Annotated in this window: 18 protein-coding genes; 5 read left to right on the forward strand and 13 right to left on the reverse strand. The window is 44.6% G+C overall.

Annotation, left to right across the window (positions count from 1 at the left end; genetic code table 11):
- Positions 1-202 precede the first annotated feature (202 nt).
- From HY960_13825 to HY960_13835, 3 genes are all read left to right on the forward strand, one after another.
- Positions 203-580: a response regulator gene (locus HY960_13825; protein ID MBI5216826.1), complete on the forward strand. Its 378-nt coding sequence runs from the start codon at positions 203-205 to the stop codon at positions 578-580.
- 34 nt (positions 581-614) lie between these two features.
- Positions 615-1,883 carry a type II/IV secretion system protein gene (locus HY960_13830; protein ID MBI5216827.1) on the forward strand — a complete coding sequence of 423 codons (1,269 nt, stop codon included), beginning with the start codon at positions 615-617 and terminating at the stop codon, positions 1,881-1,883.
- A 215-nt stretch (positions 1,884-2,098) separates the two neighbouring features.
- A complete protein-coding gene (locus HY960_13835) occupies positions 2,099-2,302 on the forward strand; it encodes a cold shock domain-containing protein (GenBank protein ID MBI5216828.1) in 204 nt (67 codons plus the stop codon).
- Between the two features lie 109 nt (positions 2,303-2,411).
- Here the strand turns inward: HY960_13835 and HY960_13840 are convergent, their stop codons facing one another.
- The 13 genes from HY960_13840 to HY960_13900 all read right to left on the reverse strand — a co-directional run bounded on the left by HY960_13840 (position 2,412) and on the right by HY960_13900 (position 12,548).
- Positions 2,412-4,502, reverse strand: coding sequence for a fibronectin type III domain-containing protein (locus HY960_13840; protein ID MBI5216829.1), 2,091 nt, complete (start codon positions 4,500-4,502; stop codon positions 2,412-2,414).
- Between the two features lie 122 nt (positions 4,503-4,624).
- Complete coding sequence (gene ndk / locus HY960_13845; protein MBI5216830.1) at positions 4,625-5,047, reverse strand: nucleoside-diphosphate kinase; 423 nt, start codon at positions 5,045-5,047, stop codon at positions 4,625-4,627.
- Positions 5,048-5,130: 83 nt separating this feature from the next.
- On the reverse strand, positions 5,131-5,502 hold the full coding sequence (locus HY960_13850; protein MBI5216831.1) for a sulfurtransferase: 372 nt from the start codon (positions 5,500-5,502) through the stop codon (positions 5,131-5,133).
- A 91-nt stretch (positions 5,503-5,593) separates the two neighbouring features.
- A complete protein-coding gene (sucD, locus tag HY960_13855; protein MBI5216832.1) occupies positions 5,594-6,574 on the reverse strand; it encodes a succinate--CoA ligase subunit alpha in 981 nt (326 codons plus the stop codon).
- A 145-nt stretch (positions 6,575-6,719) separates the two neighbouring features.
- A complete protein-coding gene (locus HY960_13860) occupies positions 6,720-6,914 on the reverse strand; it encodes a hypothetical protein (protein MBI5216833.1) in 195 nt (64 codons plus the stop codon).
- Positions 6,901-7,398, reverse strand: a complete 498-nt coding sequence (locus HY960_13865; protein MBI5216834.1) for a hypothetical protein — start codon at positions 7,396-7,398, stop codon at positions 6,901-6,903. The genes HY960_13860 and HY960_13865 overlap by 14 nt, the downstream gene beginning before the upstream one ends.
- A 21-nt stretch (positions 7,399-7,419) precedes the next feature.
- The gene (gene gatA / locus HY960_13870) at positions 7,420-8,832 is read right to left on the reverse strand and encodes an Asp-tRNA(Asn)/Glu-tRNA(Gln) amidotransferase subunit GatA (GenBank protein ID MBI5216835.1); all 1,413 of its coding nucleotides are present in this window, start codon (positions 8,830-8,832) and stop codon (positions 7,420-7,422) included.
- A gap of 96 nt (positions 8,833-8,928) precedes the next feature.
- Positions 8,929-9,129: a twin-arginine translocase TatA/TatE family subunit gene (locus tag HY960_13875; protein MBI5216836.1), complete on the reverse strand. Its 201-nt coding sequence runs from the start codon at positions 9,127-9,129 to the stop codon at positions 8,929-8,931.
- 2 nt (positions 9,130-9,131) lie between these two features.
- On the reverse strand, positions 9,132-9,869 hold the full coding sequence (gene purQ / locus HY960_13880) for a phosphoribosylformylglycinamidine synthase subunit PurQ (GenBank protein ID MBI5216837.1): 738 nt from the start codon (positions 9,867-9,869) through the stop codon (positions 9,132-9,134).
- Between the two features lie 185 nt (positions 9,870-10,054).
- Entirely contained in the window at positions 10,055-10,303 is a 249-nt protein-coding gene (gene purS, locus HY960_13885; GenBank protein ID MBI5216838.1) for a phosphoribosylformylglycinamidine synthase subunit PurS, read from the reverse strand.
- Between the two features lie 9 nt (positions 10,304-10,312).
- A complete protein-coding gene (gene pssA / locus HY960_13890) occupies positions 10,313-11,077 on the reverse strand; it encodes a CDP-diacylglycerol--serine O-phosphatidyltransferase (protein ID MBI5216839.1) in 765 nt (254 codons plus the stop codon).
- Positions 11,078-11,109: 32 nt separating this feature from the next.
- Entirely contained in the window at positions 11,110-11,781 is a 672-nt protein-coding gene (locus tag HY960_13895; GenBank protein ID MBI5216840.1) for a phosphatidylserine decarboxylase family protein, read from the reverse strand.
- An 8-nt stretch (positions 11,782-11,789) separates the two neighbouring features.
- Complete coding sequence (locus tag HY960_13900) at positions 11,790-12,548, reverse strand: hypothetical protein (GenBank protein ID MBI5216841.1); 759 nt, start codon at positions 12,546-12,548, stop codon at positions 11,790-11,792.
- Between the two features lie 147 nt (positions 12,549-12,695).
- Between HY960_13900 and HY960_13905 the strand changes: the two genes are divergently transcribed.
- Positions 12,696-13,838, forward strand: coding sequence for a peptidase M14 (locus HY960_13905; GenBank protein MBI5216842.1), 1,143 nt, complete (start codon positions 12,696-12,698; stop codon positions 13,836-13,838).
- Positions 13,839-14,311: 473 nt separating this feature from the next.
- Positions 14,312-24,358 carry an Ig-like domain repeat protein gene (locus tag HY960_13910; protein MBI5216843.1) on the forward strand — a complete coding sequence of 3,349 codons (10,047 nt, stop codon included), beginning with the start codon at positions 14,312-14,314 and terminating at the stop codon, positions 24,356-24,358.
- The last annotated feature ends 126 nt before the right edge of the window (positions 24,359-24,484 follow it).

The raw sequence follows: 24,484 nt of genomic DNA on the forward strand, positions 1-24,484 counted from the left end.
AGTTCTCTTTTTTTGAACATCGTTCGTTCTAATTCCTCTGTTTTATTTCCTCATCCACCATTTCATGGGTGTATCTAGTTCTTACTTTTCACGTATTTGTTGGATTTGCCCCTCATAATTTTCCATGTCGGATTTTAGATTTGATGATACGTTGCATCTTACCTCCCTTTTCATTACTTTTTGCCTACAGGAATTTGAAACTATGTCAACAAATCATTCAATTTTAGTCGTGGACGATGAGGACGGGTTACGAACGCTCATCGCTTCAGAGTTAACAAGAATCGGTTACAAGGTAGAAACAGCAAACGATGGTGACATCGCTATCGCTCATCTTCGGCGCGCTCCGTTCGATGTTGCCATTCTTGATATTAAAATGCCCAAAGTGGACGGCATCGAAGTTTTGAAATTTATCAACAGCAATTGCCCGACGACAAAAGCAATCATGCTGACCGGGTTCGCCGACCTTTCGTATGCTATGGAATGTAAGCGTTATGGAGCATATGATTTTATCGGAAAACCATTTAGCTTTCAAGACCTGCTTTCTACAATTGAAACAACGATACAAGAGAAAACGACGTGAAGAGCGTTCGACGCTTTTCCGGTAAGGAGTCCCTATGGCTGTTATGAAAACTGAAGAACTGAAAAAAATACCAAGTAAATTTAATCTCGAACAATTCGATGTCGCTGTGTTTGCGAAGGATAAAATCCGTGAGATGTTTCGCACGGGAAAACTTCCGACCGCGGATGCGATGGCGGAAGAAGTTATTCTTCGCGCGGTAAAAGAAGGCGCGTCCGACATTCACTTCGAGCCGACCGACTTTGCTCTCCGCATCCGTCTTGGATATGAAGGCGTGATGAAAAAACTTGTCTCGCTCCCGAAAGATACGGCGGAAAATCTCGCGAATGTTCTCAAAGCAAAAGCCGGGTTGAACGCGTTCGAAAAGAAGAAACCACAGGAAGGACGGTTCACGATCATTCTCGGAAACGTGCAACTTGATTTACGCATCAGTACATTACCCGCCGTGACAGGAGAACGGATTGCACTTCGTATTTTAACGAAGGCAAGTCACATTACGAAGATTGAAGAGTTGGGCTTTTCGGAAGTAAATCTTGAACGGATGAAAAAATTATACAGCCGTCCTTCCGGTTTATTACTGATTACCGGTCCGGCAGGAAGCGGGAAAACAACGACAGCGTACGCAACGGTCAATAAACTCAACACACCGGAAAAAAATATTTTTACCGTCGAAAATCCCATCGAGTTCAAACTCGATTTTGCAACGCAGGTTCAGCCGAGCACGGACAAAACATTCACCACGGTCGATGCGCTTCGTTCCATTCTTCGCCAGTCGCCCAATGTTATTTTAGTAGGGGATATTCGTGATGCAGAAGCGGGTAATCTTACCGCCGAAGCCGCATTTATAGGAACGATGGTCATCAGCACAATGCTTTCAAGTGATGCAATCGGAACGGTTCCTCGCCTTTTGAACTTCGGTATTTCTCCGTATTGGTTAGCATCCAGTCTTGTAGGAATAGCACATCAGCAACTGGTGAGGAAAATATGTGAAGCATGTAAGGAAGAGTATCAGGCAGGACCGGAAGAACTTGAGCGGTTGGGAACCGGAACATGGGGACAAACACAGTATTACCGTGGGAAGGGCTGTGAAGCGTGTAACGGAACCGGGTATCATGAACGAACGGCGATTCAGGAAATTTTGGTTATCAACGACCAGATGAGGGATTTGATCTATGAACAGGCGCCAAGTGTGAAATTGAAAGAAGCCGCGTTCAATGCCGGATTCGAGGAAATCCGGGCTGACGCAAAAAGTAAAGTCACTGATGGTACGACAACAATCGCGGAATTTGTCCGTTCATTGGGGTAAGTTGGTGTTCCTGTTTGCTGTTTGATACAGTGAAAGAGTTTCGTATCTTACTACCGAACTCAACTCACGTTGCGTGTCGTACCGGGATATTGCCACTTCCGCGAGTCAATTTAGTCTCCCCAAACAGTAACCACCGTTGAGCATTATTTTATTATTACGAGCCATGTGCGCTGATGCGCGTGGCATTTTACTTACTACAAAAAAGGATAACCAATATGGAACAAGGAGTTGTTAAATTTTATAACGTGACGAAAGGATTTGGATTCATCACCATGCAGAGCGGCGAAGAGATATTTTTTCACAAGAGTAATGTTAAGAGCGTTGGCTTTCGTGATGTTTTGGTGCAGGGAGATAATGTTTCATTCGAAATCAAAAATGAATCAAAGGGAAAACGCGCGTTTAATATCAACAGGATTTAACCTTTCTCTCTCCGAACATTAGTCATTGCAGGTTGAGAGAATTCAAGTTCCTGTCAAATATCATCTAAAAAGAAAGTCCCGTTCAAGAATATTGAAACGGGACTTTTTTTTATGGATGTTGGTAATAATATTTTAAGACATTCTCTCCGGGCGGACCATTCGGCATGGTAAAGTATCCCATGTCCGGTCGTTCGAGTAATGTTCCTTCCACATCACCTGCTTTGAAGACGACAGAAAAATTCGTGTTGTATTGCTTGAGCATGTAAATTCCGCTTTGTCTCTGCACTCCTTTGTCATAATAGAAGAATGACCCATCAGAGAAAAACCTGTAGCCCATGCTATCCACACCGTTATTATATTTCGCTTCCCAATAAGAAGAATATTTAAACTTTGTGATAATTTTATAAATAGTCGGGTCTGTAAATCCGACAGAACCGCTTACGCTTTCTTGCTGAATGAATTGACCGGTATCAGCATACAGTACAACCGGTTGGAACCCGTCCCAGTAACCGTTCTTCATTGCGTACGTATGTCTGCCTGCCGCCAACGCCACCGGCATAAAACTCCCGACTGAAATTTCTTGTGGTGCAGTCAGATATTGCACCCCGTCAACCACGAGTGAAACAATGACATGAGAAGAACCATTAATAAATTTGGTTTCCGTAGAACTCTTTGTCAATGCTGTTACCGTGTTCGCATAATTCGACATTCCTGCAAGATTATATGCACGGATACGATAACTGTATCGGGTAGATTGTTGAACTTCGTGGTCGGTGTACTCCTTTGAATTAACCTCGGCTATTGCTATTTGAACAAAGTCCTGTGTTCCCGCCGGAGCCCGTTCGATATGAAAACCGTCTTCGTTTGCTGAACGGTCGGTCCATGTGAACCGAACCTGTTCATGTGTTAACTGGGCATTATCAATTTGCACCAAGGATGGTGCGGCAGGAACTCCTTGAATTTGCAACGTAGCACGGGTAATAACATTTGAGTATTCGGATTGACCATCAAGATTAAACGCCCGGACTCGAAAATTATACGACGTTGATGATGAGAGTCCTTTCATTTTATAAACAGAATCATTGGCATTTACGGTGGCTACAAGAACGTAATTAGTAGTTCCACCCGGACCTCGCTCAATATAAAATCCGTCTTCATTGTCTGAGTTATCTGTCCACTCAAGCCAGATTTGCGTCGCAGATTTGACTTGTGCTGTCAGACTTGTCGGTCCGACCGGCACGCCGTTTAATCCGGCTGTAAATGCGTCAGCCGTGTTGGAAAATCCGGAAAGACCAATATTGTTAAAAGCCCGAACCCGGTACGTGTAACTTGTTCCCGGAACAAGATTTTTATCACGATAACTTGTGGTTCCGCGTTCAGGATTTGCAATTACAGAAAATAGAGCAGTGGTGCCGGGAGCGCGTTCAATTCTGAAACCACCTTCGTTGGGTGAATTATCTTTCCATTGTAAGTGAATCTGTGTTCCTGAAATTGCCGTTGCGCTGAGTAGGGATGGAGCAAATGGCGGAATTACATTTGCACCGGCAATTACAGTCACTACATCAGAATAGCCTGAGGAACCAATTGGATTATACGCATACACACGGTATTGGTACGAAGTCCCTGCAACTGCATTATCGTCTTCATAGTAATCAATATTTTCCGGTACAGTATCAAGTCCGAAGAAACTCGAAGTTCCTGTAGCGGCTCGTTCGATTCGGAATGCTTCTTCATTATTTGAATTATCCTGCCATGAGAGATACACACGTGTGTTGGAAACCGGAATCGCTCGTAACGTTAATGGTTGATTTGGCGGTGTCGGCGTACTTTGGGTCGTCCCGACCGTTATGGATGATGGAGCGGAATTTCCACCGACATTGTACGCAATAATCCGGTACGCATAACTTGTTGTCGGGGTCAAATCTAAATCGGTAAACGAGGTCACTCCCGCTTCCACCGAAGCGACTGGTTTCATAAAATTCAATGAATCAATCGTTGTCCGTTCTACCCGGAAACCATCTTCATTATCGGAATTGTCTTTCCACGTAATGTTGATTTCTGTCGAAGAAACAGCAGACGCCCGAACATTTGTCGGACGGAGAGGAACCTTCATCGGTTCCTCTTCTTCCACACACGAAACGAAAACCATTCCAAGTATCGCGAGCAATATCCATGATAAAAATACAAGAGATTTCTTCATAGCGAACTCCATTTTCCCAATTCAATAGTAATTATTTCTGTCATTCAGGCTTATACACTGCCGTCAAGATAGGAAATAACATGGATTAAATCAATGTTGAAAATCAAACCTATCGGTTCCCTTTATTCATTTTGAATGAGTTCCTGATTTGAAAAGAAAAAGGCAATTTCGATTTTCCCGTTTTCAACAGAATCAGAACCATGAACGATGTTTTCGCCTTTGTTATCCGCATACAGTTTACGGATTGTTCCTTCTGCGGCATCTTTCGGGTCGGTAGCGCCAATTAAGGTACGGTAGTCGGCAATCGCATTTTCTTTTTCCAAAGCGATGGGGACACATGGTCCCGAACTCATAAACTCAACAAGACTGTCATAAAATGGTCTCCCTTTATGGACGGCATAAAATCCGCCTGCGGTTTCTTTGGTCAAACGGGTTTTCTTCATGCCGAGAATTTTGAATCCCGCTTTTTCTATGTGTGCAATTACCTGACCGGTAAGATTCTTTTTAACACAATCCGGTTTTAATATTGCTAATGTACGTTCTATCAATGTTGTATTCCTTTTAGTTTATTAATTTAATGTTGTTAAAATGATTTTGATGAAAGATTTCTGATTGCTTATTTCCGAGTTCAAAAACTACTCACCGGATATCCAAGTTCATTCCACCGTCTCCAGCCGCCATCCATAGAGATGACGTTAGTGTAACCCATGCGCCGAAGATTATCTGCCGCCAGCGCAGTTCGATACCCGCCGCCGCAATAGAGAACAATTTCCGCATTGAAATCGGGGACGTGCAACTCAATGTCACGCTCGATAATTCCCTTGCCTATGTGAATTGCCCCGACGATATGTCCTTGTTCCCATTCGTTATCTTCGCGAACATCAACAAGCACAAACTTCTCGTCGTTGTCCATTTTCTGTTTGACTTCTTCCGGCGTTGTTTGTTTGATGCGAGTCTTTGCATCATCAACAAGCCGGAGAAATTGTGGAGAGTGAGTCACTTGTAAGATAGTTTCCTGTTTTCAGTTTTCGGTTTCCAGTTTTTATTAATGATAGATACAAATAACGGATAACAGATAACCGAAACAATTTTTACTTTTTACTTTTGACTTTTGACTTGGTGATAGTTTTCTTCTTTTTTGATTTTGCAACAGTCACAACGGTCTTCTTCGTTTTCTTTCCAAGAACCTTGACCACCGTCTCTCCAATCATCGCAGGACTTTCAACGACGTGAATTCCCGCCTTGCGCATCGCATCCATTTTCTCCGCGGCAGTTCCTTTGCCGCCGGAAATGATTGCGCCGGCGTGTCCCATTCTTCGTCCCGGAGGCGCAGTTCGACCTGCGATAAATCCAATCACAGGCTTCTTAAAATGTTGCTTCACATATTCAGCGGCGGTTTCTTCTGCTGTTCCGCCGATTTCTCCAATCATAATCACTGCGTCCGTGTTTTCGTCTTCATTGAAGAGTTTCAGCAAATCGGTAAAACTTGAACCAATCACCGGGTCGCCGCCGATACCGATACAGGTTGATTGTCCAAGTCCAAGTTCGCTCACCTGCCACACCGCTTCGTAGGTCAATGTTCCACTACGCGAGATAATTCCGATGCGTCCGGGATTGTGAATAAACCCCGGCATGATTCCGAGTTTACATTGCCCCGGCGTGATGATTCCCGGACAGTTCGGACCAATCATCCGAACCCCGGTGCGATTGAGATGGTCGTACACACCGACCATGTCCTTTGCCGGAATTCCTTCCGTGATGGCAACGATCAATTTCACTCCGGCATCAGCCGCTTCAAGAATCGCTTCGGCTGAGAACGATGCGGGGACAAAAATAATCGCAGCGTTCGCTCCTTCGTTCTTCACAGCATCGGCAACCGTGTTGAACACCGGCACCGCTTTCTTGAACGGGTATTGTTCGTTTCCGTTGTACTGCATGCCGCCTTTTCCCGGCGTTACGCCTGCAACGATTTTTGTTCCGTAGGCAATCATCTGCTGTGTATGGAATGTTCCTTCACCGCCGGTGATGCCCTGTACTACTACTCTTGTGTTTTTATCTACTAAAATGCTCATTTGCTCAATTCAAAATTAAAAATGAAAAAAATAAAATTTGTCCCGCAAAACGGGTAGGTGCTTTCAATGTTCAGTAACCGTTATTTGTTACCGGTTAATCGAACCGTAACTAAAAATCCGAAAAGAAAAACATATTCCCAAACACTTACAATTCACCGCGTCTGAACTTTTGGAGGGTTTCCCACTTTTCAAGTGAGAGGGTTTTATACATAAATTCCTTTGCTTCCTCCAACCAACGTAAACGTTCAGAAATTGGAATCTTTTTGTACTCTGCTATTTGTTCATCAGTCACAGAATACGATAATGTCCCACGTAGAGTTTTTTCTTTATGCTTTTCCATCTACTCTTTTTAATTGTTGTAATGCTTCAATATCAGATTGGTCTATTGTTCTGTCGGCTTTTTCTTTTAAAAGTATTAAGTCGTCTCGCGAAATAGTTGGATAGGTGACTCCTTCAAAAAGAATATCTTCTCTATGTTTATAACATTCTTTGAAATTTAGTGGGTGTTCAACAAAAATATCAATAGTTTCGAATTGTTTCTCTGTTAGAAAAAAAGAAAAAACCAGCATATTCTTTTCTCTTTTCCAAAGGTGTCTTATCTCTTCACGAGCAAATTCCTCTGCGTTTACCGGCAAGCGTGGTATAAAATTCATCGACTTCAATACTTGCAATGCACGTAAAACGTTTTCTGTATCAAAATCAATCATGATATCAATATCATAAGTCATACGCGGTATTCCATGAAGGTTCACCGCTACACCACCAACTATCAGATACCTGACTCCTGCGATGTTTAAGGCATGAACAACTTCTTTATAAAACACCTATCACCTTTTACCTAAAACCTAACATCTCTCAAGAAAATCCCCGACCCTCAAAATTGTCCCTTCATCAAACTGCTTCCCAAGTAATTGCAATCCAATCGGTAATCCTTGATGGTCGTTGCCACAAGGAAGTGAGAGACCGGGAATACCTGCAAGATTTGCAGAGACGGTGTAAATATCCGAGAGATACATTTGCAACGGGTCTTCCATCTTCTCACCGAACTTGAATGCCGTAGTCGGTGAAACGGGAGTGAGCAAACAATCTACTTCTTTGAATGCGTTATCGAAATCTTGTTTGATGAGGCGACGAACCCGCTGTGCCTTCCGGTAGTACGCGTCATAATATCCGGCAGACAAAACATATGTGCCGAGCATGATGCGGCGCTTTACTTCCGAGCCGAATCCTTCGCTTCGGGATTTTGTGTACATCGAAGTCAAATCCTTTGCGTTGGGAGAACGATAACCGTAGCGCGCTCCATCGTATCGTGCAAGATTAGAAGATGCTTCTGCCGTTGTGAGAATATAATAGACTGCAATCGTGTATTCGGTGTGCGGCAGAGAAATTTCTTTTACTTCCGCACCGTGTTGTTTCAACAATTCAACTTTTTGCATGATGGCGTTTCGGATTTCCGCATCAAGTTCATCGGCGAAATATTCTTTCGGAAGTCCGATGCGAAGTCCTTTGACATCGCCTGTCAGTTGTTCAAGATATTTCGGGACGGGAATATTTGCCGAGGTCGAATCGTGTTCATCATGTCCGGCAATTGTTTGAAGAATGTGTGCAACATCCCGCACGCAGGAACCGAACGGACCGATTTGGTCGAACGAAGAAGCGAATGCGACAAGCCCGAAACGCGAAACACGACCGTACGTTGGTTTCAATCCGACAATACCGCAAAACGCCGCGGGCTGACGAATTGAACCGCCCGTGTCTGTGCCAAGCGATGTTCTGGAAAGATTCGCGGCAACTGCAACTGCCGAACCTCCGCTCGAACCGCCGGGAACACGCGTCTCATCAATAGGATTCAGTACGACACCGTACGCGGAATTTTCGGTTGAAGAACCCATCGCAAACTCATCCATATTTGTTTTGCCGATAATGATTGCATCTGCATCGTGCAATTTCTTCACAATCATTGCATCATACGGTGAGACAAAATGTTCAAGAATCTTCGAACCGCAAGTCGTCACTTCATCCTTGAGATTGATGACATCTTTGATGGCGATGACCATTCCTGCAAGTGGTCCGGCAGAATTGTCGGAGAGTTTCTTATCAATTACACGTGCGCGTTCCATCGCTCTCTCAGAAAAGAGAGAACGGAAAACGTTCAAATGACGCTTCTGTTCAATTTGACGGAGATACGATTCGGTGATGCGTTCGCACGTCGTTTCTCTGTTACGTAGTTGTTGTTGGAGTGAGTCGAAGGTATTCAAAGGAGATGCAAAAATTCCTGCCACAATTTCTGATTTGGTTTGATGCTGAAACGCGAACCGAGGTCGTGTCGCGTTTCAACATGTGTACGTTATGATTTATCCGGCGTTCTTATCTTCTATCTTCTTCGAGTCGGTCGCGGGTTTTTCCAATTCATCCTGAACTTCGCGGGATGCTTTCCGGAATTCGCGGATTCCTTTTCCAAGTCCCTGAGCGAGTTCTGGAATTTTCTTCGCGCCGAAGAAAATCAAAACAATAAGAAGAATTAATATTATTTCACCGGTTCCAATGTTTGGCATTGTTATATCCTTTCAGCAAATTCAAGTTGTTGAGTCGCTTCGTTGACGCCAAGATGGGCAAGCAACGAAGCAAAAATTTTTTGTCCGTCGGTCGGACCTAATGCCGGGTCGGCGGCACGTTCGGGGTGCGGCATCATTCCCATAACGTTTCCAAGTTTGTTGACAATCCCTGCAATGTTCGAGCGTGAGCCATTCGGATTGGCTTGTTGTGTGAGCGTTCCATCCGGTTCGCAATAGCGAAAAAGAATTTGCCGGTTCGCTACTAATTCCTGCAAGATTGCGTCATCAACATAATAATTTCCCTCGCCATGTGCAATTGGGATGCTGAGAACTTCGCCTGCTTTGCATTGATTGGTAAACATCGTTTCTGTTGTTTCCACGCGTAAATTCACAAATTTGCAGGCGAACGTAAGTTGTTCATTCCGAAGCAATGCGCCGGGAAGAAGCCCCGCTTCACATAATATTTGAAAACCGTTGCAAATCCCAATGACCGTTCCGCCGCGTTCTGCAAACCGTACAACTTCTTTCATGATTGGAGAGAACCGTGCAATCGCTCCGCACCGGAGATAATCACCGTACGAAAATCCGCCCGGAAGAATGACAACATCAACATCTTCAAGTGATGAGTTCTTATGCCAGAGAAATACCGTCTCCTGATTGTAAATATGCTTGAGCGTGTGGTACGCGTCGTGGTCGCAGTTTGAGCCGGGGAAAACGACGACGCCGAATTTTGACTTCATGGTTGACGGTTCGTGGTTGTTAGTTCTTTGTACTTTGTTCTTTGTACTTTGTTCTTTGTACTTTGTTCGTTGTACTTTGTTCGTTGTCATTTGTCAATAGTCATTCGTCATTCGTATAACGTATAACAGATAACAGATAACTAATAGCTTTTTTTACTTTTTATTTTTGATTTGTTACTTGATATTCATATCGCTTCAACAACGAAATGAAAATCCTCCATCACCGGATTTGCAAGTAACTTCTTGCACGCCTGTTCAACGGTTTGTTCTGCTTCCTGTTTTGTAGGACTGTTCAGGGTCATCTCAACAAACTTTCCGATGCGGACTTCGGAAACATTGTTCATCGAAAGACTTTCGAGCGCGTGATGAATTGCTTTCCCTTGCGGGTCGAGAATGGATTGACGGAGTGTTATTGATATTTTCGCTTTGAACACGTTCAACCCTCAAACATCAATACTTGTTAAATCGTTTTCGTCCGCTTCGTGTTGTGCGGCAGGGCGAAGCACGGTGCGAAGTGCCTGAACAACAAATCGTATGGGACCGGTTATTACAAACGCCACAAAAATCGGGAAGATTGCTTGTCCGAGCGAAGAAATCATCGCAGAGAGTGCAAGCATGGAAAGTGCGAACCGCCAAGGGTGCTGTGAAATTCCGCGACGGGAAAATTTCGGAGCCGCATCATACTTGAATGTACTGACCATCAAAAGTGAAAGCCCGACCGAGAGCGGTGCGAGAATCTCCGCGCTGAATCCGGTTAATCCGTTCGTGCCTTTGTAATAAGTGAGAATAAATGAAGCAATCATAATTGCTGTTGCGGGAGTTGGCAAGCCGCGGAAATAATCTTTATCGTATCCAACGAGTTGAACGTTGAACCGCGCAAGTCGCATTGCCGCCATCACCATCGGCATCGCACTGATGAGAATTCCCCAACTGCCGAGTGATTTCAAATGTAAATTATAGATGAGAAACGAAGGAGCAACTCCGAAGGAGACAACATCGGCGAGTGAATCAAGTTCGACGCCGAAGTCACTTGAAGATTTGGTGAGGCGCGCCATTAAACCGTCGAGACTATCGAAGATGGCGGCGATGATAATGAACCATGCGGCATTGGTATAATTTCCTTCAAGCGTAAAAATCAAAGAAAGAAAACCGCAAAACATGTTCAACGTGGTGAACAAACTTGGAACGACTGCTCGTGTTATTCTCATGCTAAACCTTGTTCTTGTTGTACAACTGTTTGTTATTGTTCCGAAGTTGGCTTCGGAGTAAAGGTTGCAAGCACCGATTCGCCTGCAACAACATGTTCGTTCAACTTTACATTGATGTGTGTGCCTTTGGGCATGATGACATCAACGCGGGAGCCGAACTTAATCATGCCGAACCGCTCGCCCATGACCGCCAACTGACCGACTGTAATCGGGGCGACAATTCTGCGGGCAACTGCTCCGGCAATCTGCTTAAAAAGTACTTTGTATCCGTTGCTTTCAACACCGATATGCGTTCGTTCGTTCCGTTCAGAGGATTTATCTTCAAACGCTACAAGGTACTCGCCCTGAATATACCGAAAATATCCGACTTGACCGGAAATGGGAAACCTGTTCACATGAACATTCAGCGGCGACATAAACACACTCACCTGTACTGCATCGCACTTCAGATATTCATCTTCATAAAATTCTTTGATGAGAACGACTTTTCCGTCGGCAGGAGAAACAACGATGTTATTTCCGGGAGGTGTTGTCCGGTCGGGGTCGCGGAAAAAATTCAAGACAAAAATTGTGGCAAGCCCGACTATGGAGAAAATGATATAACGAATCGCACCGCTCTGCGTGAAGAAGAATGTCGCGGCAACAATCAGCACCGCGATGATAAAGAACTTGACAACGACATCAAGGCCGTAGTGTGTAATCACGGTGCGCGTCAGATTTTCAATGAGAGACGGTCGAGTAGTTCCGCATAGACACCTTCTGCATCATCGCCGTTTACTATGTACTTGTTGATGTCCACAACTTTTTCAGCCGATGTATCGCCGAAGCGACACGTGCGCGGGGAAAGGTCGTCTCCCAAATAAATTTGTCCTTTGAATCTGCCGAACTCGAGTTGCAACTCGACAAGAGAGAGTTTTCTTCTGAGACACAAGGCGCGAAGGACTGCGTTAATTTTTGAAGAGAGACGGTTGATTTGTTTACACTCATCGGGTGTTGCAATTCCCATCGCATACAAATGATGCTCGTTCACCCACGTTGCTTGTCCGTTCGGAGAGTGGTAGTAGTATTCAAAAATCGGAAAATCAAGTTGCGCGCCTTCCTTCAATCCGAAACGTTCGGGAATAGAACCGACACAATAATTATAAACACGAACATGTATCGGAATCATGTCCAACTTCCGAACCATTATTTCTGTTTCGGAAAGCCGCTTCACATAGTGCGTCGGGATGTGAAACCCGTCGAGATGTTCAAACAAATAGCCGGAAATACTGCTACGAAGCGCCGACATGACTTTCTTTTTTGTCGTTCGCTTGCCGTTTGTTTGTCCGTTAGAGATAAATTCCTGAATGAGATATTCAGCATCGGGAGTGTGGTAAAAATTTGTTTCGTGTCCTTCAAGAAAGAGCTCTCTCTTCCCCTCTTGTGCTATGGATTGATTCGCGTCGGGAGAAGATTGCGATTGGTGTTTCATAATCACTATGTTGATGTTAATTGCGGAGGCATGATAGCAAAAATGAGAAGAAAAAACAAACACTCCTTTCGCGCGTGTAACGTGAAGAAGTGGTTAGTATCAAAGTAAAAGTTTTTCTTATATTTCCTCCCGAAAAAAAAGAAAGAGATGATGCTGCAAAATTTTGCCCGACAACTTTTCCATACGTACGATTCATTCCGAGTGAACTTGTTCTCAAGCAGAAAATTTTCTTCCGAGGAATTTCATCAGGCACTTGAAGATATTATTATTCCAACTTCGATTGTCAGAACGCGGAGTGTTGGTGAATCTCTTGAAGGAAGAAGGATAAAATTGTATTCTGTCGGAAATGGAAACACGAACGTGCTACTGTGGTCTCAAATGCACGGCGATGAATCAACGGCAACGATGGCAATTGCTGATATTCTCAATTTCTTCAAGCAAACGGTTGATGAAGAATCAATAAAAAAAAATCTTGCGTCGCTATCAATTCATTTTCTTCCGATGTTGAATCCTGATGGAGCGGCGCGTTGTCAAAGAAGAACAGCGCAGGGAATTGATATGAACCGCGATGCACTTGCACTCCGAACACCGGAAGCGAATATCCTCCGACGACTTCAGCAGGAATTGAAACCGCAATTCGGTTTTAATTTACACGACCAGGAACTCAGCACGGTTTCAAATTCAAAGGAATTGACAGCGATTGCGTTGCTCGCCCCCGCTTTCAATGAAGCAAAAGATGATAACGATGTACGGCTTCGTGCAAAACATCTTGCCGCAACGTTCACTGAAACGATGAATCTTTTTATTCCAAACAGAATTGCCCGCTACGATGATGCGTTCGAGCCGCGCGCATTCGGTGATAACATGCAGAAATGGGGAACAAGCACACTCTTAGTCGAATCGGGACACGATTTCAATGACCCGAATAAATGGAATATCCGGAAATTGAACGCGGTGGGAATCCTCACGTGCCTTTTTTCCATCGCAACAGAAGAGTTTAAACACTCAAACATTTCATTGTACGATTCGTTGCCGTTTAACGGAAAGAAGGCGTACGATGTTATTATCCGTAACATCATCATCAAACATGAAACTCTACAAGCCGTTGGAGGAAAAGAAACTCCTGCTGATCTTGCAATTTCTTATCAGGTCGACACGCACTCAGAAGAAACACCGTTACTTGTGGATATTGGAGACTTACACACATTTATCGGGCTAAAAGAAATTGATGGGAAGGGAAAATTATTCTCTTCTTCTCGGTTACAAATGGGAAAGCCGTTTTCGATGTAAGAGAAAATATATTGCTTAGAATGAGTATTTTCACACAAAATACTGACTTACGAGCATGATATATGTGAGAATTGTGTAGAAAGTTAATCAATAATGGGAGGTTGGTTGGACTGATTTCTCATATGTGACATATTTAAGTGACATAATTGTAGATTCCTGTGTCAGTTAATAATGAACTTGGTGTTGCTTTTCGTATTAGAGGAGGATTTCATTTGCGAAACGACTAATGCATTTGTTCAATTTCTGCACAAATATTAGTCTCATTTTGAGTGAGCATCTCATAATGAAACCTTGATTTTATTAAAATAATTTAAAAATGAATTGCGTTTCCCTTATTTAGCGTGGCATATTAATTGCCAATTAGTCTGATGGAAAACTGTCTTTTGATGATTCCATTTCTTGACATCATCAATCTTTTTTAAGTATATTGAAAGGCAGTTTGACCCTTTTAGGATTTTAATAAAAGGTACATTATGAATATTATGTCGCAATTCAGAAACAACAGTTTGAAGAGAACATTATTACGTTCTCTTCTTGTAATTTTTTCATTTTTTGTTTTTTTCAATTTCTCGCTTGCCGGAAACAGTCCGCTTGGTGATACAGCCGCGGCGTGGCCAAGCAACAGCAGTTTTTCCATTTACCATAAGGCAGATGGTTCCCAAATAAAAGACGATGATGGAGACCAGAATCCCGGCTATGCTGATATATCAAGCGGCGCGACGAGTGGCGTCGGTTCATTACCTTCAGTGTATTTGGCATACGATGGAAAGAATGTATTCTTCAGACTAAGAATTCATGACGACCCGAGCGATGCAAGTCATGGTGGCTTCAAGAGTTTTGCATATTCGGTTGTTGTAGGAGTTGGCGGGACCCAAACAGCCGTTATAGGTGTGAATGGTAAATCTGCTTCCGTTGATGAAGTATATATTGCAAATGGAGACGGTTCGCAAACAAGTATTATTTACACATATCCGTTTACCGGCATAAGTACAGGCGCTCGAACAATAAGCGATGGTAGCGGGCATTTCTATGTTGATTTTCAAGTCCCGTTATCAAGAATAACGCAACGTGTTCCATCTATTACTGCCTCGACACCGGTTCAATTATTTTATGGAACTTCGACTGCGGGTAATCTTTCTGTCATCAATAAAGATTATATGACAGGAAATACTGTTTCATTCACAGGACTTGCTACAGTTTATTTTTCTTCACCGTCAATTCCAATACTGACAAAAAGCTCCTCGCTAATTTCGGGTTCGAATCCTCCGACTACCGGACAGACATCGACATATAATCTGACGTTATCGTTAGTCGCAACAGGGGCGAACGCGTTGTCCGGCACATTGGTGTATGATACAATTCCTTCGGGTGTTACTATTGTTAGTTCTTCAACAACGACTGGAACAATAGTTACAAACGGGCAAGTAGTGTCGTGGAATCCCGGTACGATTCAACCCGGAGTTAGTGTTTCGGCAACGATTCGCGTTTCGGTAACGCCAACGGTTTCACAGTACGGTTCGACATTAACTCTTAATCCCGGTGCATACAGTAGCGGAACGGATGTTCAAAAAAATGTTCTAACCAAGGATACTTCAAATGCTATTACTGTTGGTCCGGTTCGAGGGACTCCGCAAATTACAATCAGTGGAGGGGAAAGTGTTCTAACAAACGATAACACCCCGACCATTTCAGGAACGACCAATGCAAACACCGGTTCCGTTGTTACCGTTACAATCAATGGTATTTCTCAAACAGCGACTGTGCAGAGTGGTGGGACATGGACGCTTACATGGACGACCGCACTTTCTAATACGACGCATACGGTTAATGCAAGTGTCACCGCAGAAGGAACTGGAACCGATACTCAATCAATTACAATTGATACGACGGCACCCGCAGTTGCAGTTTCTTCACCGACAAACGGAAGTTCAACAACAGATAACACTCCGCTCGTGACCGGAACTGTTGAAGCGAACAGCACCGTCAGAGTTTATATTGACAATACGTTAGTCTCAACCATTACTTCGACTCCGCTTGGAACATGGAGTTACACAAGCGGAATACTTGCAGAAGGCGCGCACTCAGTTTATGCAACTGCAACAGATGCAGCGGGAAATCTCGCGACTTCTTCAGTCAATTCATTTACAGTTGATATGACTCCGCCGACGATTGTCATTAACAACGGCAATCCGATCATTACGAATGACCAAACACCAACGATTTCCGGTACGTGTTCAGAACCAAACGGAACAACTGTTTCGATTACTGTCAACGGTCAAACAAATACAACGACGGTAAGTAGCGGAACGTGGACAATCAATTGGTCCACAACACTATCACAAGGTTCGTACACTGCAAGCGCATCAGTGACAGATGCGGCAGGAAATTCTTCATCAACCTCTCAGCCGTTAACAATTGATACTACTGCACCGGCTGTTGCAATCAGCACACCAACCAACGGAAGCACAACCAATGATAATACAGTTCTCGTAACAGGTACTGCCGAAGCAGGAAGCGTTGTACGTGTTTCTATTGATGGTGTGTTGGATACAACGATGACTGTCCCCGGTTCCGGTGTTTGGAGTTACACAACTGACCCGTTGAGCGACGGTTCGCACACGGTTTCTGCTACTGCAACCGATGCCGCGGGAAATGTAGGAACGGCGACCTCAAAGACTTTTACAATTGATACCGTTGCACCAACAATTACAATCAACGGTGGCGCCTCACGACTTACGACCGATACAACTCCGACAATAAGCGGAACAAGTTCTGAACCGAATGGTAGAACAATTTCGATTACAATCAACGGGCAAACGAATACGACCACTGTTTCCGGTGGAACATATACGTTAGATTGGCCCGTAACATTGGCAGAAGCAACATATACGGTTACAGCAAGTGTTGCTGACTTGGCTGGAAATTCTGCATCCGCAACTCAACAACTTTCAATTGATACAACACCTCCAGCATTAACAGTTACAGCGCCGACAAATGGTCAAACAACGAATGATAACACACCGCTCATCTCCGGTACTACCGACCCGGGCAATACGGTGAAAGTGTATGTTGATGGAAACTTAGTTGCAACATTAATTGGCGATGGAAGCGGGAACTGGAGCACAACAAGCGCACCGTTATTAGATGGTTCTCATTCCGTTGTCGTTACTGCAACAGAACCATCGGGTACTACAACAACGAGTCCCACAATTACATTTACTGTTGATACCGTTGCACCGACGATTCAAATCAACAATGGAAATGCAATCATAACGAACGATGTAACACCGGCAATTCCCGGAACATCTTCGGAACCGAACGGGACGACAATAAGCGTAACGATAAACGGACAAACAAACACAACAACAATGAGCGGCGGTTCGTGGTCAATTAGTAATTGGTCTCCTGCACTCGCTGAAGGGACGTATCTTGTTTCTGCATCGGTGATTGATGCGGCGGGAAATACCGCTTCAACTTCCGTGAGTTTAACAGTTGATGCAACAGCGCCTTCGGTCGCAGTTACATCGCCTGCGAACGGTTCAACAACAAGCGATAACACTCCGCTGTTGACCGGAACAGCAGAGACTGGAACAACTGTTCGTGTGTATGTTGATGCAAGTCTTGTCACAACAATTTCTGTGAACGGTTCAGGCACGTGGAGTTACACTTCTGCAACACTTGTTGACGGTTCACATACTGTCTCGGCTACGGCGACAGATAACGCGGGGAATCTCGGAACATCTGCTACGAATACATTTACCGTATTCGGAACTGCACCGACTATTACAATCAACAGCGGCAACCCGATTCGAACAAACGATAACACGCCAACGATAACAGGAACATCGAATACTCCGGCAGGAACAACAGTTTCTGTTACCATCAATGGTTCGACAAATACAACAACGGTTCAATCAGGTGGAACATGGTCGATCAATTGGCCAACGACATTAAGCGATGGAAATTATCCTGTTACTGCAAGCGTGACGTACGCAAGTCAGACTGCAACCGATACGCAGACATTAACAATTGATACTGCCGCGCCGGCAGTTACGGTTGATAGCCCCGCAAACGGAAGTGCAACAAACGATAACACGCCGTTGATTGCTTCGGGAAATACGGAACCCGGCGTAAGTGTCGTGGTCTCAGTTGACGGAACACCTGTTGATACTGTCACAGCAGACAACAATGGCGACTGGAGTACGACTTCACCGACACTTGGCGATGGCTCACATACAGTCTCCGCAACAGCAACTGATGTTGTCGGAAATACTTCAACAGCAAGTTCGACCTTCACAGTTGATACGACTGTTCCAACGATTACGATTACCGGTGGCGCTTCTGTAACAACAAATGACAGAACCCCAACCATCAGCGGAACGACTTCCGAGGCAAACGGGACAACGATTTCTATTACGCTCAACAGTCAAACATTTACTACGACTGCATCCGGCGGAACGTGGACAATCAATTGGCCCACAACTTTATCTGACGGAACATATCCGACAACCGCAAGTGTCACCGATGCAGCTGGAAACTCTGCATCAGCAAATCAAAGCATACTTGTTGACGGCACCGCTCCTTCGGTTGCAATCAGTTCCCCCACGAACGGCTCAACGACGAGCGATAATACTCCATTGATTAACGGTACCGCAGAAACAGGAACAACCGTACGTGTGTATGTTGATGGAAACTTAGTTACAACAATTCCTGTGAATGGTTCGGGAACGTGGAGTTATACTTCCGCAACACTTACCGATGGTTCTCATACAGTTCAGGCAACCGCTACCGATAATGCAGGAAATGTCGGAACATCTTCAACGAATACGTTTACCGTTTCTTCTGTTTCACCGACAGTTACTATCAACAACGGAAGTCCGATTCAAACGAACGATAATACTCCGACAATTACCGGAACCTCCAACACTCCGGCGGGGACAACTGTTTCCTTAACTATCAACGGAACAACCAATACAACGACTGTTCAGGCAAACGGAACATGGTCTATTACGTGGACGAATCTTGCAGACGGTAATTACCCGATGACCGCAAGTGTAACGTATTTAAGTCAGACAGGAACCGATACACAAACATTAACAATTGATACTGCCGCACCGACCGTAACAATTGATAGTCCGGCGAACGGAAGTTCAACAAATGATAACACGCCATTGATTGCTTCTGGAAGTACTGAGCCCGGCGTAACTGTTATTGTCAAAGTTGACGGAACTCCGGTTGATACAGTTACAGCAGATAACAACGGCGATTGGAGTACAACATCACCTACATTAAGCGATGGCTCACATACGGTTTCGGCAACTGCAACCGATGTTGTGGGAAATACATCAACAGTCAGTTCAACCTTTACTGTTGATACAGTCGTTCCGACGATTACGATTAATGGCGGAGCCACTATTATTACCAATGACAGAACGCCAACCATCAGTGGTACAACATCCGAACCGAACGGTACTACGATTTCCATTACGTTAAACAGTGAAACCTTTACAACCACTGCATCCGCCGGAACATGGACGATTGATTGGCCCACAACGTTATCTGATGCAACATATCCTGTCTCAGCAAGCGTCACCGATGCGGCTGGAAATTCAGTCTCCACGAGTAAGAATATCATTGTTGATGCAACCGCGCCATCTGTCGCAATTACTTCTCCGACAAATGGTTCAACAACAACCGACAACACGCCGCTCATAACCGGAACTGCCGCAACGGGAACAACTGTTCGCTTATACATTGATGGCAGTCTTGCAACGACAATTTCTGTGAATGGTTCAGGTACGTGGAGTTTCACTTCTTCAACTCTTGTTGATGGAGTCCATACCGTTCAGGCGACTGCAACCGATAATGCAGGAAACGTCGGAACATCTTCGACAAATTCGTTTACGGTTGCAGGCACAGCGCCGACTGTTACCATCAATAACGGAAACCCGATTCGCACGAACGATAATACACCAACAATTACAGGAACATCAAACACACCGGCAGGAACAACCGTCTCAATTACAATTAACGGTGTCACAAATACTACAACAGTTCAATCAGGCGGGACATGGTCTATCACGTGGACGAATCTCGCAGATGGAAATTATCCTGTCTCGGCAAGTGTAACGTATCTGACTCTGACTGCAACCGATACACAAACATTAACAATTGATACAACCGCGCCGACCGTTACTATTGACAGTCCTGCAAACGGAAGCGCGACGAATGATAACACGCCGGTTATTTTCTCAGGAAATACCGAACCCGGAATTACGGTAGTTATTGCAGTTGATGGAACTCCGATTGATACTGTCATTGCGGATAACAATGGAGATTGGAGTACAACTTCACCATTGTTAAGCGATGGTCCTCATACCATTACAGCGACGGGAACGGACGTAGTCGGAAATTCTTCTGTGGCATCTGTGACAGTTACAATAGATACGGTTCTGCCTACCATAACAATCAATGGCGGTTCTTCTGTGTATACCAATGACCAAACACCGACCATCACGGGAACAACTTCGGAACCAAACGGCACGACAATTTCTGTTACCATCAATGGACAAACATTTACCACCACAGCATCCGGCGGAACATGGAGTATTGATTGGCCCACAACTCTTTCTGATGCAACATATCCTGTTACAGCATCTGTTACCGATGGAACCGGAAATACTGCAACGGCTTCACAATCTCTCATAGTTGATATTACTGTTCCTGTCGTAACGATTACTTCACCAACCAACGGCGGCGCAACAAATGATAATACACCGACTGTGACCGGAACATCAGAGCCGGGAAGTCAGGTCATTGTTTTTGTTGATGGCGTTCCGGTTGATACTGTTCCTGCAAACGGTTCGGGCGCGTGGACTTATACAAGTCCGACTCTTGCAGATGGAAATCATACCGTCTCTGCTACCTCGACCGACCCGGCAGGAAATATCGGCTCTAGCCCAACCGTAACATTTACGATTGATTCAATTCCCCCGGCAATTGTCATCAACAGCGGAAATGCAATTGTAACGAATGATAACACGCCGCGCATTCCCGGAACAAGTTCGGAACCGAATGGGACAAACGTGAGCGTGACGCTCAATGGACAAACAAATGTAACACCGATGTCCGGCGGTTCATGGTTTATTGATTGGCCCGCGACATTGGCTGATGGTTCATACATTGTTGCAGCACAGGTTACTGACTTGGCAGGAAATTCAACAGCAACATCTCAAACAGTAACAATTGACAGAACCGCGCCTGCCGTTGCTATTTCTGCGCCGACAAGCGGCAGTACATTAGCGGATAATACTCCCATCATTTCCGGAACTGCCGAACCTGCAAGCACGGTAAAAGTATATGTTGATGGTGTCCTAATCGGAACTGTAACTGCGGATGGCGTTGGGAATTGGGGAATCGTCAGCCCCGCATTAACTGATGGAAATCATAATGTCTATGCCACCGCAACAGATGGTTCAGGCAATGTCGGGACTTCTCCGACAAAAACATTTACCGTTGACTCAAGTCTTCCAACGGTTGTCATCAACAATGGCAATCCCATTTTTACCAATGACAATACTCCGACAATTTCCGGTTCAACATCAGAACCGACCGGTACAACAATTACCATTATCGTTAACGGAACAACACGAACTGCAACAGCATCAGGCGGAACATGGACAATTAATTGGCCCGTTTCTCTTTCAACGGGAACATACGTTGTCAATGCAAGCGTAACCGATGTTGCCGGAAATTCTGCAACAACCGCACAACCGCTAACGCTCGATGCAACAGCGCCTGCAGTTGACATCTCTTCTCCAATTGCAGGAAGTAAAATCAATGATAATACTCCTTTGATTGAAGGTACTGCAGAACCAAGCGCAACAGTGAAGGTATATGTTGACGGAGTTCTTATCGGAACAGTAACAGCAAACAACACAGGATATTGGAGTATTACAAGTCCGACATTGACGGAAGGGAATCACAATGTGTATGCCCGTGCGAACGATGATGCGGGCAATGCCGCGTTCACTCCAACGCGAACATTTACCGTAGATGCAGTCCCGCCGACAGTGACAATTGATGGCGGCAGTTTCCGTACAACGAATGATAACACGCCGACAATTTCAGGAACCTGCTCAGAACCGAATGGAACAGTGGTAACAATTTCATTGAACGGACAGCAAGGAACAACGACAGTTACCGACCATGCTTGGTCAATCAACTGGCCCTTTGTGTTGGCTGATAGCACATACATTATCAATGCAAGTGCGACAGATGCAACCAATAATACAGGTACAGCCAGTCAGGCGTTGACCGTTGATAGCACACCTCCGAACGTTTCTGTTACAAAGCCGACTTCCGGTGAAATAACAGATGACAACACACCGGAAACCAGCGGAACAACTGAACCGGATGCAACTGTTGCAGTGTATGTTGATGGCACTCTTCGTGGCACGGTTATCGCGGACGGAGTTGGCACATGGACGTTAGAATCTCCGTTGCTTTCCGATGGTAATCATACGGTGTACGCGGTTGCAACGGATGCCGGAGGAAATTCCACAACATCAGCATCGGTTCCATTCACCGTTGCTGCGTTACCGCAAATCATCAGCATTGACCCGTCCGAACGATACATTGGAACCGGGGCATTCACGATGACTGTAACGGGAAAGAGTTTCAATCCGAATTCGATTGTTAAACTCAACGGCTCGGCACGAACAACTCGCTACGTCAGTCCCACACAATTGGAAGCCGACATCAATAGTACAGATGTGTTGAATCTCGGAACTCTTCCCGTGACGGTGTATAACCCGGCGCCGGCAAATGTTACTTCACAACCATTTACATTTACTGTACTTGGTTCTAACATCAGTGGAATCATCTTTTTCGATGCAAACTCGAACGGAGTGAAAGACGCGAATGAATTAGGAATGTCGAACGTTACGGTAAACGCCGTCGCTTCCAATCCATCATACACTACAAGCACAACTACGGAAATCGGTGGAACATATACATTGTCGAATTTACAGGCATCAACGTATACGATCTCTCCGGCGCTCAGTTCAACATGGACAATGGTTACTCCTGCATCCGGTTCGTATGTACTGAACCTGACAGCTGGGAAAGATACATCCGGTCTTGATTTTGCAAGTATTACTTCCTCCGATACAGGAACATATCGCACATTTACTCCTGTTGATTTGACAATCAAAAAAGCAATCAGCAGAAAAAAGTGTAACGGATTCCGCTTTGCATTCAATTTCAAAAACAACTCCGGGCGTGTTGCGAACGGTATCTATGTTGAATTCAACAATGTCGTTACTCAATTCACAACCATTGAACCGTTTACGGAGATTCAGGACTTAGGTCAGAATGCTCAGGACTACAAATTTATTGGTCCCGATATTGACACGGGTGTAACAATTCAGGTGAGCGGATTCTCCGCTGTTACACCATGCCGAATTAAAATCAACAAATGGTGGTGGTTGTATAATGATGTGAACATCTCCGTCAAGAGAAGTGAAGGACCGATGAAGGCGGCATTCTTTACAACAACCCTGCCGATGCCGAACGCGGCAAACGCTCGCGACGAAGTCATGAGCAACGGGCAGATTATTTCGTATGGTTTGATTGCGGGCATTCCTCAATCATCTGCCGATGCAAAGAAATACGGATGGGTTGATATTCGTAAGAGCGCAGACTTGATGAATACCATGTTCGATAAAAGGGGTTTGCACACCGGCGCGCCGCGAGGCTTTACCAACGGCATCGGTCAGATTGTAAATAAGCAAAAGAAACTTCCGCCAAGCAAGCACAATAATAGATTGATGGCTGAAGTGCTTGCACTGAAGTTCAATATTTGGGCGAGTGCGCTTGCAGTCACACCGGTCGGCTTCGGAGAATTAGTCTACGAAGAAGTTGACAATCCTCTTAGCGGGTTGATGATTAAACAAATTGGTATGCGTGCAGATACATTCTTAACATACTGGAAGAACGTTGATACTTCTGTTTATAATAACCTTGACACGACAATACGAAAACTGAATCTTGCGTTCAATGGGGATATTGATTCTACACAGTTTGCAGTTAAAACAACTCTGAAGGGCTTCCGCTCAGTTGCAGATGTCGCATTCTTACGACCGAATCCAAGCATCGAACCGACTATCTATACCGATGACCGTTCGTTAGAGAATATTTTCAACAACGAAATTCCTGAAGCATTCTCCTTGCATCAGAATTATCCGAATCCGTTTAACCCGGCAACAACGTTATCGTTTGATTTGCCGGTTGATGGCTTCGTGAACTTGACGATCTATGATATGCTGGGGAAAGAAATCGTAACACTGTTGAACAACGAACTACTTGATGCCGGCACCCAATATTATGAGTTTGATGCTTCATCACTCCCATCCGGAATTTATTATTACCGTATCAACGTGACCGCTTCGACAGATGATGATGAATACGTCGGTGAAAGAAATTTCGTCAGCACAAAGAAGATGATGCTGGTGAAATAAGTATTGAGGAAAAGTACACAGTATTTCCAACTGTAACAGAAAGCCCATCGTTGTCTAACCAAAACGATGGGCTTTCTTGTTTGATAGTAAATTGCTGTTAGAAAAGCAGTTCGATGATAGAGTTAG

The sequence above is a fragment of the Ignavibacteriota bacterium genome (genome assembly GCA_016212665.1).
Lineage (GTDB): Bacteria > Bacteroidota > Ignavibacteria > UBA10030 > SZUA-254 > FW602-bin19.

Excerpts from the sequence above, each read along its gene's own strand:
- sucD (MBI5216832.1), bottom strand. The coding sequence starts at position 6,574 with ATGAGCATTTTAGTAGATAAAAACACAAGAGTAGTAGTACAGGGCATC.
- HY960_13900 (MBI5216841.1), bottom strand. The coding sequence starts at position 12,548 with ATGAAACACCAATCGCAATCTTCTCCCGACGCGAATCAATCCATAGCA.
- pssA (MBI5216839.1), bottom strand. The coding sequence starts at position 11,077 with ATGAGAATAACACGAGCAGTCGTTCCAAGTTTGTTCACCACGTTGAAC.
- purQ (MBI5216837.1), bottom strand. The coding sequence starts at position 9,869 with ATGAAGTCAAAATTCGGCGTCGTCGTTTTCCCCGGCTCAAACTGCGAC.
- HY960_13875 (MBI5216836.1), bottom strand. The coding sequence starts at position 9,129 with ATGCCAAACATTGGAACCGGTGAAATAATATTAATTCTTCTTATTGTT.
- HY960_13840 (MBI5216829.1), bottom strand. The coding sequence starts at position 4,502 with ATGAAGAAATCTCTTGTATTTTTATCATGGATATTGCTCGCGATACTT.
- HY960_13835 (MBI5216828.1), top strand. The coding sequence starts at position 2,099 with ATGGAACAAGGAGTTGTTAAATTTTATAACGTGACGAAAGGATTTGGA.
- HY960_13910 (MBI5216843.1), top strand. The coding sequence starts at position 14,312 with ATGAATATTATGTCGCAATTCAGAAACAACAGTTTGAAGAGAACATTA.
- HY960_13825 (MBI5216826.1), top strand. The coding sequence starts at position 203 with ATGTCAACAAATCATTCAATTTTAGTCGTGGACGATGAGGACGGGTTA.
- HY960_13830 (MBI5216827.1), top strand. The coding sequence starts at position 615 with ATGGCTGTTATGAAAACTGAAGAACTGAAAAAAATACCAAGTAAATTT.
- HY960_13860 (MBI5216833.1), bottom strand. The coding sequence starts at position 6,914 with ATGGAAAAGCATAAAGAAAAAACTCTACGTGGGACATTATCGTATTCT.
- HY960_13905 (MBI5216842.1), top strand. The coding sequence starts at position 12,696 with ATGATGCTGCAAAATTTTGCCCGACAACTTTTCCATACGTACGATTCA.